This window comes from Pseudomonas sp. LPH60, from assembly GCF_030718165.1.
Lineage (GTDB): Bacteria > Pseudomonadota > Gammaproteobacteria > Pseudomonadales > Pseudomonadaceae > Aquipseudomonas > Aquipseudomonas danubii.
The window spans coordinates 155,420-168,923 of sequence record NZ_JAVAJH010000002.1 but is presented as its reverse complement, the minus strand read 5'-3'; the positions used below and the strand labels follow the sequence as shown (position 1 = coordinate 168,923).

Genomic DNA, 13,504 nt, shown 5'->3' with positions numbered 1-13,504 from the left:
GGACTTAACCTCTCGCCTCAAGACTGGCTGCCAGGATGGCCAGGACCAACTGCTGGAAATCCAGACCGGCCGCACGAGCGGCCATCGGCACCAGGCTGTGGTCGGTCATCCCGGGAGCGGTGTTCACTTCCAGGAACCAGAACTGCCCCTGGGCATCCTGCATCACATCGGCACGCGCCCAACCGGCGATACCGAGCGCCTCACAGGCTTTCGCCGTGAGATCCATGAGTTCCTGTTCCTTGGCGCTATCGAGGCCGCATGGAATCCGGTACTGGGTATCGGAAGCCAGGTACTTGGCGTCGTAGTCGTAAAACGTGTGGGGAGTGCCCAACGCGATCGGTGGCAGCACCTGACCACGCAGGGTTGCGATGGTGAACTCCGGACCCTGGATCCATTGCTCGACCAACACTTGCGAATCGTAGGTACTGGCCGCCTTCCATGCCTCGATCAATTCGGGCGCGGAAGTCACCTTGGCCATACCGATACTGGAGCCTTCATGAGCCGGTTTGACGATCAAAGGCAGGCCCAGTTCCGCCACCGCGGAAATACAGTCGGCTTCCGAACTCAGGACCGCGTGACGCGGCGTCGGAATACCCAGGCTGTGCCAGACCTGCTTGGTGCGCAGCTTGTCCATGGCCAAGGCCGAAGCGAGGATGCCGCTACCGGTGTAGGGAATCCCCAGGCATTCCAGCAGGCCTTGCATGCTGCCGTCTTCACCGCCACGGCCGTGGAGAATGATGAAGGCGCGATCGATCTTCTCGCTCAAGAGGCGCTGCAGCAGGTCGTCACCGACATCAATGCCGAAGGCGTTCACACCGCCACTCTGCAAGGCTTCAAGCACGGCCTTGCCGGACTTCAGCGACACTTCGCGCTCGGCGCTCTTGCCGCCGTAGAGCACGGCAACGCGACCGAAATCGCTCGGCTTTACGGTGGAGAACAGGTTGGCGTAGGCAGCCGTCATTTCGCCCCCTTGCCAGCGGCCACAGCACCGGCGAACAGCGGGCTGTTGAGCAGTTTTGGCGCCAGGCCACCGATATCACCGGCGCCTTGGCACAACAGGATGTCACCGGCACGCAGCAGTGGCTTGACCAGCGGTGCCAGGTCGACGCCTCGCTCGATGTAGATCGGGTCCAACTGGCCCCGCTGCCGAATGCTGTGGCACAACTGGCGGCTGTCAGCGCCCGGAATCGGCTCTTCACCGGCCGGGTAGACCTCCATCAACAGCAGCACGTTGGCATCGGCCAGCACCTGCACGAAGTCGTCGTACAGATCGCGGGTACGGCTGAAACGGTGCGGCTGGTAGACCATCACCAGGCGGCGCTCCGGCCAACCGCCACGCACGGCCTTGATCACTGCCGCGACCTCGGTCGGGTGGTGCCCGTAGTCGTCCACCAGCATGACGTTGCCGCCTTCCACCGGCAGTTCGCCGTAGACCTGGAAGCGCCGGCCCACACCCTGGAAGCCCGACAGCCCCTGGACAATGGCTTCGTCGCTGATGCCTTCGTCGGTGGCGATGCAGATGGTCGCCAGGGAGTTCAGCACGTTGTGGTTGCCCGGCATGTTCACCGACACGTCCAGCGGCTCGCGGTCACGACGCAGTACGGTGAAGAAGGTCTGCATGCCTTGCTGGCGTACATTGATGGCACGCACGTCGGCTTCTTCGCTGAAGCCGTAGGTCACGGTCGGACGCTTGACCTGCGGCAGGATATCGCGCACCACCGGATCGTCCAGGCACATCACCGCCAGCCCGTAGAACGGCAGGTTATGCAGGAAGTCGACGAAGGTTTTCTTCAGTTTGTTGAAGTCACCGTCGTAGGTCGCCATATGGTCGGCGTCGATGTTGGTGACCACGGCCACCAGCGGCTGCAGATGCAGGAAGCTGGCGTCGCTTTCGTCGGCTTCAGCAATCAGGTAACGGCTGGTGCCCAGCTGGGCATTGGTGCCCGCTGCATTGAGCCGACCACCGATGACAAAGGTCGGGTCCAGACCGCCCGCGGCGAACACCGAAGCCAGCAGGCTGGTAGTGGTGGTCTTGCCGTGCGTACCAGCCACGGCAACGCCGTGACGGTAGCGCATCAGCTCGGCGAGCATTTCCGCCCGCGGCACCACCGGAATGCGCCGTTCCAGTGCAGTGGCGACTTCCGGGTTGGAGGTGTTCACGGCGCTGGAAACCACCAGTACATCGGCGTTCGCAGCGTTCTCGGCGCGGTGGCCGATAAAAATCTGTGCACCGAACGACTCCAGGCGCTCGGTGACCGGCGACGCCTTGAGATCGGAACCGGAGACCTGGTAACCCAGGTTCAGCAGCACCTCGGCAATCCCGCACATGCCCACGCCGCCAATACCAACGAAATGGATACGACGGATACGGCGCATTTCCGGTTGCGGCATGGCTTTTTGATTCTCAACCATGGGCCACCTCCAGGCAGATATTCACCACATCGCGGGTGGCATCGGGTTTGGCCAGGCGGCGCGCAGCCTGGGCCATGTTGTCGAGTCGTTCTGGTTGCATCAAAACCTCTGTCAGGCGAGCGGCAAGGTCCGCTGCACCAGTCGTTCTTTGCGGCATCAGGAAGGCAGCACCTTCACGAGCCAAATATTCGGCATTGCGGGTCTGGTGATCGTCGATCGCATGGGGCAAAGGCACCAGCATCGAAGGCAGACCGGCAGCAGCCAGTTCGCTGACGGTCAACGCGCCTGCGCGACAGACCACCAGGTCGGCCCAGCCATAGGCTTGAGCCATGTCTTTGATAAAGGGCTGCACCTGCGCCTCGACGCCGGCGGCGCGATAGCGCTCTGCAGTGACTTCATCGTGGTTTTTACCAGCCTGATGGAACACCTCCGGACGCAGCTCGGGGGCGACCTGTGCCAGGGCTTCCGGCAATAACTTGTTCAACGGCTCTGCCCCCAGGCTTCCGCCCAGGATCAGTAAACGCGCCTTGCGTCCGGCCAGGGCCTCGCGCGGTGTGTCGAGGAACAGTTCGGTGCGCACCGGATTGCCCGTGGTGCGGCGGCTGTCGGAGGCTCCGAAGGTGTCCGGGAAAGCTTCGCAGACTCGGGCGGCCAACGGCACCAGCAGCCGATTGGCGGTACCGGCCACAGCATTCTGCTCGTGAACGATCACCGGCACCCCCGACAACTTGGCGGCAACACCACCAGGGCCGGTCACATAACCACCAAAACCGAGCACACACACCGGCTTGAGTTGCCGAATGATCCGCCGGGCCTGGAGCACCGCCTTGATCAGGACGAACGGCGCCTTGAGCAGGGACAGCTTGCCCTTGCCCCGCAGCCCGGTGACGTTGATCAAATGCAGCGGCAGGCCAGCCGCCGGTACCAATTCGTTCTCGATCCCGCGGGGAGTACCCAGCCAGTGCACGCTGTAGCCACGGGCCTGGAACTCGCGGGCACAAGCCAGCGCCGGGAACACGTGGCCACCGGTGCCGCCCGCCATGATCAGCACGTTAGCGCCCATGGATCGGCTCCTCGGCAAAGTCACTCTCACTGAACTCCATCTCTTCACTGCCCAGGTGGGTCCTGCTCTCCCATTCGATACGCAGCAACAATCCGAGGCAGGCGCAGCAGATCACCAACGAACTACCGCCATAACTGAGGAACGGCAGGGTCAGCCCCTTGGTTGGCAGCAGACCGACGTTCACCCCGATATTGATCAAGAACTGACCAATCCACAGGAACGACAAGCCATAAGCCACATAAGCGGCAAAATACTGCTTGGCTTTCTCGGCCCACAGGCCGATGTACATGCCGCGTATACAGACGAATACGAACAGCGCCACTGTGCACAAGGAGCCCACGGCACCCAGCTCTTCGGCCAGCACCGAGAACACGAAGTCGGTGTGAGCCTCCGGCAGATAGAACTGTTTCTGCACACTGTTGCCCAGGCCCACGCCCAGCCACTCGCCACGACCGAAGGCGATCAAGGCCTGGGACAGCTGGTAACCGGCACCGAACTGGTCCGCCCAGGGGTCGGCAAAGTTGGTCAGACGGGCCATTCGATAGGGCTGCATCTGAATCAGCAAGACCACCGCCGCCACCGCCAGGAGCACCATCAGGGAAAACCGGAACAGCCCGACACCGCCGAGGAACAGCATCGCCGCCGCGGCGCCCATCATCACCACGGTGGCACCGAAGTCCGGCTCCATCAGTAGCAGGCCCGCCATTGGCAGCAGAACGATGAACGGCTTGAAGAAGCCCATCCAGCTTTCACGCACTTCCTTCTGCCGCCGCACCAGGTAGCCGGCGAGGTAAATCACCACGAACACCTTGGCAATCTCGGAGGGCTGAACGTTAAAGAAGCTGAAACCGATCCAGCGCATCGAACCGTTCACTTCACGGCCAATCCCCGGAATGATCACCATCACCAGCAAGCCGAAGGCACCAATCAACATCATCCAGCCCAGGCGCTGCCAAGTGGCGATGGGAATCATCATGGTGACAATGCAGGCCCCCAGGCCCAGCACGATGTAGATAAGGTGGCGAATCATGTAATACAGGGCACTGCCCGACTGCGCCGCTGCCACTTCGGTAGAGGCCGATGCAATCATGACCAGCCCCAGGCCGAGCAGCGTCAGGCAGCCGGCGAGCATCGGGAAATCAAGATCGATGCCACGCCCAGTGATGAGCGGTGACGGATATGGCTTGATGATGTTTCTCAGATTCATGCCAGTTCCTCCACGACGCGGACGAACTGGTGACCCCGGTCTTCGTAATTCTTGAACATGTCGAAACTGGCACAGGCGGGAGATAACAACACCACGTCGCCAGGCTGCGCGGCTGCGCGGCATTGAGCCACAGCGTCGGCCAGCGAATCGGCACGAATCAGCGGCACGGCATCGCCGATGGCCTCACCGATCTTGTCGGAGTCACGGCCCATCAAGATCACCGCGCGGCAGTTGGCCGCCACCGGGTCCCGCAGATCCTTGAACTCGGCGCCCTTGCCGTCGCCACCGGCGATCAGCACGATCTTGCCAGCGATGTCCGCACCCAGGCCTTCGATGGCAGCCAGTGCGGCGCCGACGTTGGTGGCTTTGGAATCGTTGTAATAGCCCACGCCATCCACGTCGCGAACCCATTGGCAACGGTGCTCGAGGCCGGCGAAGGTGCGCAGGGCCGAGAGCATCGCGTCGAACGGCAAGCCGACTGCATGCCCCAGGGCCAATGCCGCCAGGGCGTTGGACTGGTTATGGGCACCGCGGATCTTCAGTTCGCGCACCGGCATCAGGTTCTGGAACTCGAAGGCCAGGTACTTCTCGCCGTTCTCTTCCCGCAGGCCAAAGCCCTTGAAATCGGGCTTGCCCAGGCCAAAGGTCCAGCACGGCAGGTTCTCGCTCAACAACGGCCGGGACAGCGCATCCTGGCGATTGACCACCACTTGCCGCGCGCCCCGGAAGATCCGGTGCTTGGCCAGGTGATAGGCCGGCAGACCGCTGTAACGGTCCATGTGGTCTTCGCTGATGTTGAGCACAGTGGCCACTTCAGCGCCCAGTTGGTCGGTGGTTTCCAGCTGGAAGCTGGACAGTTCCATCACGTACAGCTCGACATCGTCGCTGAGCAGATCCAGGGCCGGAGTGCCCAGGTTGCCGCCCACGGCGACCCGCTTGCCCGCCGCAGCGGCCATCTCGCCCACCAGGGTGGTCACGGTGCTTTTCGCGTTGGAACCGCTGATGGCGACAATCGGCGCCTTCGCGTTACGCGCGAACAGCTCGATGTCACCGGACAATTTCACGCCACGGGCAGCAGCGGCCTGCAGGGCCGGAGTCGCCAGGGCCAGGCCGGGGCTCACGTAGAGCTCGTCGGCACGGCACAGGAATTCGACGTCCAGCTCGCCACAACGCACCTCCACCTGCGGGTAGTCACGACGCAACGTGGCCAGCTCAGGTGGGTTCTCCCGCGTATCGGCCACCGCAAAAGCCACGCCCCGGTTCGCCAGGAAGCGAACCAGGGACATGCCGCTCTTGCCGAGGCCGACAACGATGCGGAAGTGGTCAGAAGCGATCAGAGACACTCGTTCTACCTCAGCTTCAGGGTGGCAAGGCCGATCAACACGAGGATCACGGTGATGATCCAGAAGCGGACAATCACGCGAGGCTCGGGCCAGCCCTTGAGTTCAAAGTGGTGGTGGATCGGTGCCATGCGGAACACACGGCGACCGGTCAATTTGAAGGAAGCGACCTGGATCACCACCGACAGGGTCTCCATCACGAACACGCCGCCCATGATGAACAGGACGATTTCCTGACGGACGATCACCGCAATGGTGCCCAGGGCCGCGCCCAGCGCCAGTGCGCCGACGTCGCCCATGAAGACTTGTGCCGGATAGGTGTTGAACCACAAGAAACCCAGGCCGGCACCGATCAGCGCACCGCAGAAGACGATCAGCTCGCCCGCTCCCGGTACGTAAGGAATCAGCAGGTATTCGGCGAACTTCACGTTACCCGACAGGTAGCAGAAGATCCCCAACGCGCCGCCAACCATCACGGTCGGCATGATCGCCAGGCCATCGAGGCCGTCGGTCAGGTTGACCGCGTTACTCGAACCGACGATGACGAAGTAGGTCAGGACCACGAAACCGATGCCCAGAGGAATACTCACGTCCTTGAGCATCGGAATCAGCAGGGTGGTTTCCACCGGACTCTGTGCGGTCATATAAAGGAAGATCGCAGCGCCCAGGCCGAACACCGACTGCCAGAAATACTTCCAGCGACTCGGCAGACCACGGGAGTTCTTCTCGATCACCTTGCGGTAGTCATCGACCCAACCGATGGCGCCAAACGCCAGGGTGACCACCAGCACTACCCACACATAGTGGTTGCGCAGGTCGGCCCAGAGCAGGGTGCTGATACCGATGGCGGAAAGAATCAGCGCGCCCCCCATGGTCGGTGTACCGGACTTGGAAAGGTGGGACTGCGGACCGTCATTACGCACGGCCTGGCCGATCTGCCGGTTTTGCAGAGTACGGATCATCCACGGACCCAGGCACAGCGCCAAAGACAACGCAGTCAGTACCCCGAGAATCCCGCGCAGGGTCAGGTACTGAAAGACCGCGAAGCCTTTGTAGAACTGTTGCAGGTACTCCGCTAGCAGCAGCAGCATCAATGTTTCTCCGTGCTCGAGCCGCACAAAGCCGCGACGATGTTTTCCATCACCGCGCTGCGCGATCCCTTGATCAAAATGGTGGTATTTGGGTCTTGCTCGACGTCCAGGGCGGCAATCAGATCAGCCTGGCTGACGAAGTGGCGCGCGTGTTCGCCGAAGGCGGCAACGGCATGAGCCATCATCGGGCCTACGGCGTAGAGGGCCGAAACCTTGCCAGCGGCATATGCACCTACTTCGCGGTGCCCCTGCTCCGCCCACTCGCCCAACTCGCCAATGTCTCCGAGCACCAGGACGGTGCGGCCGGAAAAGCCGGCGAGTATATCAACGGCGGCACACATTGAGGTGGGGTTTGCGTTGTAAGTGTCATCGATCACCCGCAGGCCGTTCTTGGCCAGTTGGGCAACGGTGCGGCCCTTGACCGGCTGCACAGCGTTCAGGCCAGTGACGATGCCGAACAGCGAGACGCCCATGGCATGGGCTGCGGCGGCAGCAGCCAGGGCGTTGGCCACGTTATGGGTGCCAAGCAGGTTCAGTTGCACCCTATCCACGCCCTTTGGGCTGTGCAATGTGAAGGACGGGCAACCACGGGCATCACGACCGATATCCGAGGCATGGAAATCTGCTGCGCTGTTGTCCAGGGCAAAGCTCAGCACCTGGCGACCGGCGGCTCGGGTCTTCCAGATTGGGAAGGCCTTGTCGTCCAGATTGAGCACCGCGATCCCGGCGCTATCGAGCCCCTCGAGAATCTCGCCCTTGGCTTCGACGATTTTCTCCGGGCCGCCGAACTCACCAACGTGAGCGGTACCTGCATTATTGATGATCGCCACATGGGGGCGAGTCATGGCTACGGTGTAGGCGATTTCGCCGATGCGTGACGCACCCAGCTCGATCACCGCAGCGGTATGTTCGGGGGCCAGCTCCAGCAGTGTCAGCGGCGCGCCCAGATCATTGTTCAGGTTGCCCCGGGTTGCCAGCACTGGACCACGGGTACGCAGGATGCTGGCCAGCATCTCCTTGACCGTGGTCTTGCCGCTGGAACCCGTCACCGCAGCCACCGGCTGGGTAAAGGCGCCACGATTCAGAGCGCCCAATTGGCCGAGGGCCAGACGGGTATCCTTGACCAGCAACTGAGGCAGGGTGCTGTCGGGAACTTCACGTTCAACCAACGCGGCTACGGCACCTTTGCCTGCCACTTCGTTCAAGTAGTCATGGCCGTCAAAACGGGGGCCCGTCAAGGCAACGAACAACTGGCCTGCCTGAATCGCCCGACTATCGATACTGACACCACTGAAACGCACGTCGCCCGCGATCAAGCGGGCATCCAATGGGGCCAATACTTCACTGAGCAGCAAGGCTTTAAGCATGTGCCACCTCCCATGCGGTCAAGGCCTTGTCGGCTTCAGCAAGGTCGGAGAAGTCATGGCGCTGGCCATTGATCTCCTGATAATCCTCATGGCCCTTACCCGCCAGAACCACCACATCGTCTGCCGATGCGGCGGCGATCAATCGAGCAATGGCGAGGCCACGACCGGCAACAAAATCGACCTTGTCTACCGCGCTGAAACCAGCACGGATGTCGTCGAAGATCTGCGCAGGGTCTTCGCTGCGTGGGTTGTCATCGGTGACCAGCACACCATCTGCCAGGCGCTCGACCACCTCGGCCATCAGCGGACGCTTGCCACGATCGCGGTCACCGCCGCAGCCGAACAGACAGAGCAGACGCCCCTTGGCGTGAGGGCGCAGGGCCAGCAATACTTTTTCCAGGGCATCCGGAGTGTGGGCGTAATCCACGACCACCAGGGGCTGAGTACCACCACCCAGGCGTTGCATGCGTCCGGCAGGACCTTCGAGCTTGGGCAGCACGGCGAGAATTTCGTCCAGTGCATACTCCAGGCCCAGCAAAGCACCGACCGCAGCCAGCACATTGCTCAGGTTGAAGCGCCCGAGCAGAGCGCTGCGCAGATGGTGCTCGCCCTGCGGAGTCACCAGGGTTGCGCGAACGCCGTCGTCGTCGAAGGTCGCCTCACGGCAATACAGATAAGCAGAGGCATCCTCGAGACTGTAGGTAATCAGCCGTGACTCGTGCTTGTCCGCTGCCAGCTGCCGGCCGAACTCATCATCGAGATTGATCACCCGGCAACGCAGGTCAGTCCAGTTGAAGAGCTTCGCCTTGGCTGCGCCATAGGCTTGCATGGTTCCGTGGTAATCCAGATGGTCACGGGACAGATTGGTCAGCACCGCAACATCGAATGCCAGGGCCGCCACGCGCCCCTGATCCAGGCCATGGGACGAGACCTCCATGGCCACCGCCTTGGCGCCGGCGTTTTTCAGGTCAGCCAGGCTCGCCTGCACAGCGATAGGGTTAGGCGTGGTGTGCAGGCCACTTTCCAGCGCGCCATAGAAACCAGTGCCCAGCGTGCCCACCAAACCACAACGCTGGCCCAACAGATCCAGCGCTTGGGCGACCAACTGGGTAACACTGGTCTTGCCGTTGGTACCGGTCACGCCCAGCAGATTCAGTTGGCGGCTTGGATCACCATAAAAGCGTCCGGCAATATCCGACAGCTGCGCCGCCAGGCCCTTGACTGGAATCAGCGGCACATCAGTCAGCGGCAATACGGTTGCGCCTTCCACCTCATAGGCCACTGCAGCAGCACCGCGCTGCAAGGCGTCGGCAATATGCGCACGACCGTCAAACTTGGCGCCGGGTACCGCCAGGAACAAATCACCGGCACGTACATTGCGGCTGTCCAGCGTCAACTCGCGGATCAGCAGATCGCGACCAGCGTGGGCGAAAATCTTGTTCAGGCTAAGAGACATTAGCCGCGCCCTCCATTAGCTCGTACTGGGGTACCGGGCACCGCATTGGCCTGTTGCGTGGCCGGCAGATTATCCGGAGTGATGTTCATCAGGCGCAGGGTGCCGGACATCACTTTGCTGAACACCGGAGCCGATACCAGACCACCGAAGTAACCGGCCTTGCTCGGCTCGTCGATCACCACCACGATGGCATAACGCGGATCGCTCATCGGACCGAAACCGGCAAACAGCGAACGATAGGAATTCTCGGCATAGCCTTTGGTGCCGACCGAAGTCTTGCGCGCGGTACCGCTCTTGCCAGCCACGTGATAGGCCGGAACCTGGGCACGGAACACGCCACGGGGCGCCTCGATCACCTGCTGCAGCATGCCCTGCATGGTCTTGGCGACGTTTTCCGGAATCACCTGGGCGGTTTGCGGGGTCTTGTCGGATTTGATCAGCGTCAGTGGAGCGATCCGACCATTGTTGGCCAACGCGGAAAACGCGTGGACCAGCTGGATCGCGGTCACCGAGAGGCCGTAGCCATAAGACAGGGTCGCGGTTTCAGCCTTGCGCCACTCACGGTAGTTCGGCAGGTTGCCGACTCGCTCGCCAGGGAAGCCCAGGCCGGTGTCCTGACCCAGGCCAATCTTCTGCGCCAGACGAAAAATGGCTTCACCACCGATATCGAAGGCGATCTTGCTCATGCCGACGTTACTGGAGTTGATCAGGATGCCGGTCAGATCGAGCACCGGCCCTTCGGTCTTCGACACGTCACGAATGGTGTATTTACCCAATTGCAGGGTGCCCGGATAGACCTCGACAGTATCGCTGGGCTTCCAGCGCCCGGTTTCCAGAGCGGCACTCATGGAGATCGCCTTCATGGTCGAGCCAGGCTCGAACACGTCGATCATCGCGCGGTTACGCATCATCGCCGGCTGCAAGTTGCGGCGGTTGTTCGGGTTGTAGGTCGGCTGGTTGACCATGGCCAGGATCTCGCCGGTCTTCACGTCCATGATCACCAGGCTGCCGGCCTTGGCGCCGTTTTCGACAATGGCATTGCGCAGCTCACGGTTGGCCAGGTACTGCAGGCGCAGATCAATCGACAACGCCAAGGGCTTGCCGGCCTTGGCGTTCTTGGTGACCTGGACATCCTTGATCAATCTGCCGCGCCGGTCCTTGATCACCTGGCGCTTGCCGGGAACACCGGCGAGCCATTCGTCATAGGCCAGCTCGACCCCTTCGCGGCCACGGTCGTCAATGTCGGTAAAACCAACCATGTGCGCGGTCACTTCGCCGGCCGGATAGAAGCGCCGGAACTCCTCAATGCCATAGACGCCCGGCACCTTCAGATCGAGCACCGCCTGGCCCTGCTCCGGAGTCAGGCCCCGGACCAGATAGATGAATTCTTTATTGGCCTGAGCTTCAAGACGCTCGGCCAACGCCTTGGGGTCCTGACCAAGAGCCATGGCCAATGCTGGCCAGCGGTCCTTGGCCAACTGCATTTCCTTGGCATTGGCCCAAAGCGTGGTCACTGGCGTACTCACGGCCAGAGGCTCGCCATTGCGGTCGGTGATCAGGCCACGATGAGCTGGAATAGGGATGTGCCGGACACTGCGCGCATCGCCCTGCCCCTTAAGGAAGTCACGGTCGACCACCTGCAGATCGATAATGCGCCAGCCAATCGCCGACACCATGATCGCCAGCAGACCCAGCACCACACGGAAACGCCAGGGGTAGAGAGCGCCTTCAAGTTTCATGGCGCCACCATGCGGACTTCAGCCGCGCCAGGGATATGCATCTTCAGCTGTTCGGTGGCCAGCACTTCGATCCGGCTATGAGCGGTCCAGGTGCTTTGCTCGAGAATCAACCGTCCCCATTCGGCCTGGGCCTTGTCGCGTACGCTCAACTCGCCATACAGCGTATTGAGTAACTGACGATTCCAGTGGGCGCTGTAGGTAACCGCAATCGCGGAGACCAAAACGCCAACGAATAGCAGAAGCATGAAAAAGCTTCCGCCTGGAAGAGGCTTGGCGAAGAGCTTGCTCACCGAAGCTTCTCCGCAACACGCATGACCGCACTACGGGAACGGGGATTGGCTTTGAGCTCGGCCTCGGAGGCGAACTGCGCTTTGCCATGAATCTTGATTTTCGGCACAAAGGCTTCGAAACGTACCGGCAGGTTGCGCGGCAGATTATCGGACTCGCCCTTCACCAGGCGTCGCATGAACAATTTGACGATGCGATCTTCCAGGGAGTGGAAGCTGATCACCACCAGGCGACCACCCACTTCCAGCGACTCCAGCGCCGCTTCAAGGCCGGCCTCGAGATCGCCCAGTTCGTTATTCACATGGATGCGCAATCCCTGGAAAGCCCGGGTAGCAGGATTCTTGCCCTTCTCCCAGGCAGGATTGGCGACTTTCAACACTTCGGCCAGATCGGCGGTGCGTTCGAAGGGCTGGATTTCACGACGCTCGACCACGGCCCGCGCCATGCGCCCGGAGAAGCGCTCTTCGCCGTACTCCTTGAACACACGGGCAATTTCCTCGACGGGCGCGGTGGCGATGAACTGCGCAGCGCTGATGCCACGAGTCGGGTCCATGCGCATGTCCAGAGGGCCATCATTGAGAAAGCTGAAGCCGCGCTCAGGATCGTCCAGCTGTGGCGAAGACACGCCAAGATCCAGCAGAACACCACTGACCTTGCCTGCCAGGCCGCGCTCCGCGACCTCCGAACCCAACTCGGCAAAACTGCGCTGTACAACGACAAAGCGGCCGTCTTCGGCCGCTAGCGCTTGCCCGGTGGCAATCGCTTGGGGGTCCTTATCAAATCCGAGGAGCCGGCCCTCCGTTCCGAGCTTGCTGAGAATCAAGCGGCTATGCCCGCCACGGCCGAAGGTGCCATCCAGATAGCAGCCATCAGGGCGCACGGCGAGAGCCTCGACGGCTTCGTCAAGCAGCACGGTGATGTGGTTAAAGCCGCTATCAATAGTCACAGGATCAAATCACGCAGTTCATCAGGCATCGCGCCCGGTTGTTGAATAGCCGCCAGGTCAGCCGCCGAAACAGCATCCCAGGCATCCTCGTCCCACAATTGGAACTTGTTCAGTTGGCCCACCAGCATCGCGCGCTTATCCAACTTGGCATATTCACGCAGGCGCGGCGGCACCAGAAAACGACCACTGCCATCGAGTTCAAGATCGACGGCATTACCAATCAGCAAACGCTGCAAACGACGGTTTTCTTCGCGAAGCGAAGGCAATGCGCGCAGTTTGGTTTCTATCAGCTCCCACTCATCGAGGGGGTAAACACACAAACAAGGATCAACAGCGTCGATAGTGACGATTAATTGCCCGGAACTTCGCGAAACGAGCTCGTCACGATACCGGCTCGGCATGGCGAGACGGCCCTTCGCATCGAGACTGATAGCGTTAGCTCCGCGAAACACGTCAGCGTTTCTCCAAATTTTAGCGTTTTGCGCTCAAAAAACCCACTTCATGCCACTTTCTGCCACTTGCGCACACTATAGGAATGCGCCCACACCACCGTCAAGGCGCGCAGCGACGGAAAAGCCTTATAGAACGGAGATTT

The 13,504-nt window shown here is 61.4% G+C and carries 12 protein-coding genes; all 12 read right to left on the bottom strand.

Features of this window, described 5'->3' with window-relative positions:
• Positions 1–4 precede the first annotated feature (4 nt).
• Genes Q8O96_RS06335 through mraZ form a run of 12 tightly spaced genes read right to left on the bottom strand, consistent with a single transcriptional unit; the run spans position 5 to position 13,361 of the window.
• Positions 5–961 (bottom strand): D-alanine--D-alanine ligase, encoded by a 957-nt coding sequence (locus Q8O96_RS06335; RefSeq protein WP_102860326.1) that lies wholly within the window; start codon positions 959–961, stop codon positions 5–7.
• The gene (murC, locus tag Q8O96_RS06330) at positions 958–2,412 is read right to left on the bottom strand and encodes a UDP-N-acetylmuramate--L-alanine ligase (RefSeq protein WP_102860325.1); all 1,455 of its coding nucleotides are present in this window, start codon (positions 2,410–2,412) and stop codon (positions 958–960) included. The genes Q8O96_RS06335 and murC overlap by 4 nt, the downstream gene beginning before the upstream one ends.
• Positions 2,405–3,475, bottom strand: coding sequence for an undecaprenyldiphospho-muramoylpentapeptide beta-N-acetylglucosaminyltransferase (murG, locus tag Q8O96_RS06325; RefSeq protein WP_250329613.1), 1,071 nt, complete (start codon positions 3,473–3,475; stop codon positions 2,405–2,407). Before murG ends, murC begins: the two co-directional genes overlap by 8 nt.
• Entirely contained in the window at positions 3,465–4,682 is a 1,218-nt protein-coding gene (ftsW, locus tag Q8O96_RS06320; RefSeq protein ID WP_102860323.1) for a putative lipid II flippase FtsW, read from the bottom strand. The genes murG and ftsW overlap by 11 nt, the downstream gene beginning before the upstream one ends.
• A complete protein-coding gene (gene murD, locus Q8O96_RS06315) occupies positions 4,679–6,025 on the bottom strand; it encodes a UDP-N-acetylmuramoyl-L-alanine--D-glutamate ligase (RefSeq protein WP_305948558.1) in 1,347 nt (448 codons plus the stop codon). Before murD ends, ftsW begins: the two co-directional genes overlap by 4 nt.
• Before the next feature lie 5 nt (positions 6,026–6,030).
• Positions 6,031–7,113: a phospho-N-acetylmuramoyl-pentapeptide-transferase gene (gene mraY / locus Q8O96_RS06310; RefSeq protein WP_102860321.1), complete on the bottom strand. Its 1,083-nt coding sequence runs from the start codon at positions 7,111–7,113 to the stop codon at positions 6,031–6,033.
• Complete coding sequence (gene murF, locus Q8O96_RS06305; protein ID WP_305948557.1) at positions 7,113–8,480, bottom strand: UDP-N-acetylmuramoyl-tripeptide--D-alanyl-D-alanine ligase; 1,368 nt, start codon at positions 8,478–8,480, stop codon at positions 7,113–7,115. Before murF ends, mraY begins: the two co-directional genes overlap by 1 nt.
• Positions 8,473–9,936, bottom strand: coding sequence for a UDP-N-acetylmuramoyl-L-alanyl-D-glutamate--2,6-diaminopimelate ligase (locus Q8O96_RS06300; protein ID WP_115580886.1), 1,464 nt, complete (start codon positions 9,934–9,936; stop codon positions 8,473–8,475). The genes murF and Q8O96_RS06300 overlap by 8 nt, the downstream gene beginning before the upstream one ends.
• Positions 9,936–11,675 (bottom strand): penicillin-binding protein 2, encoded by a 1,740-nt coding sequence (locus Q8O96_RS06295; protein WP_102860318.1) that lies wholly within the window; start codon positions 11,673–11,675, stop codon positions 9,936–9,938. The genes Q8O96_RS06300 and Q8O96_RS06295 overlap by 1 nt, the downstream gene beginning before the upstream one ends.
• On the bottom strand, positions 11,672–11,965 hold the full coding sequence (ftsL, locus tag Q8O96_RS06290; RefSeq protein WP_102860317.1) for a cell division protein FtsL: 294 nt from the start codon (positions 11,963–11,965) through the stop codon (positions 11,672–11,674). Before ftsL ends, Q8O96_RS06295 begins: the two co-directional genes overlap by 4 nt.
• Entirely contained in the window at positions 11,962–12,909 is a 948-nt protein-coding gene (rsmH, locus tag Q8O96_RS06285) for a 16S rRNA (cytosine(1402)-N(4))-methyltransferase RsmH (protein ID WP_162884089.1), read from the bottom strand. The genes ftsL and rsmH overlap by 4 nt, the downstream gene beginning before the upstream one ends.
• Positions 12,906–13,361, bottom strand: a complete 456-nt coding sequence (mraZ, locus tag Q8O96_RS06280; RefSeq protein WP_019693566.1) for a division/cell wall cluster transcriptional repressor MraZ — start codon at positions 13,359–13,361, stop codon at positions 12,906–12,908. Before mraZ ends, rsmH begins: the two co-directional genes overlap by 4 nt.
• Positions 13,362–13,504: the final 143 nt, after the last annotated feature.

What these genes read in the sequence shown, in the direction of transcription:
- Q8O96_RS06335 (WP_102860326.1), bottom strand. Translation starts at nt 961, where the DNA reads ATGACGGCTGCCTACGCCAACCTGTTCTCCACCGTAAAGCCGAGCGAT.
- murC (WP_102860325.1), bottom strand. Translation starts at nt 2,412, where the DNA reads ATGGTTGAGAATCAAAAAGCCATGCCGCAACCGGAAATGCGCCGTATC.
- murG (WP_250329613.1), bottom strand. Translation starts at nt 3,475, where the DNA reads ATGGGCGCTAACGTGCTGATCATGGCGGGCGGCACCGGTGGCCACGTG.
- ftsW (WP_102860323.1), bottom strand. Translation starts at nt 4,682, where the DNA reads ATGAATCTGAGAAACATCATCAAGCCATATCCGTCACCGCTCATCACT.
- mraY (WP_102860321.1), bottom strand. Translation starts at nt 7,113, where the DNA reads ATGCTGCTGCTGCTAGCGGAGTACCTGCAACAGTTCTACAAAGGCTTC.
- murF (WP_305948557.1), bottom strand. Translation starts at nt 8,480, where the DNA reads ATGCTTAAAGCCTTGCTGCTCAGTGAAGTATTGGCCCCATTGGATGCC.
- Q8O96_RS06300 (WP_115580886.1), bottom strand. Translation starts at nt 9,936, where the DNA reads ATGTCTCTTAGCCTGAACAAGATTTTCGCCCACGCTGGTCGCGATCTG.
- Q8O96_RS06295 (WP_102860318.1), bottom strand. Translation starts at nt 11,675, where the DNA reads ATGAAACTTGAAGGCGCTCTCTACCCCTGGCGTTTCCGTGTGGTGCTG.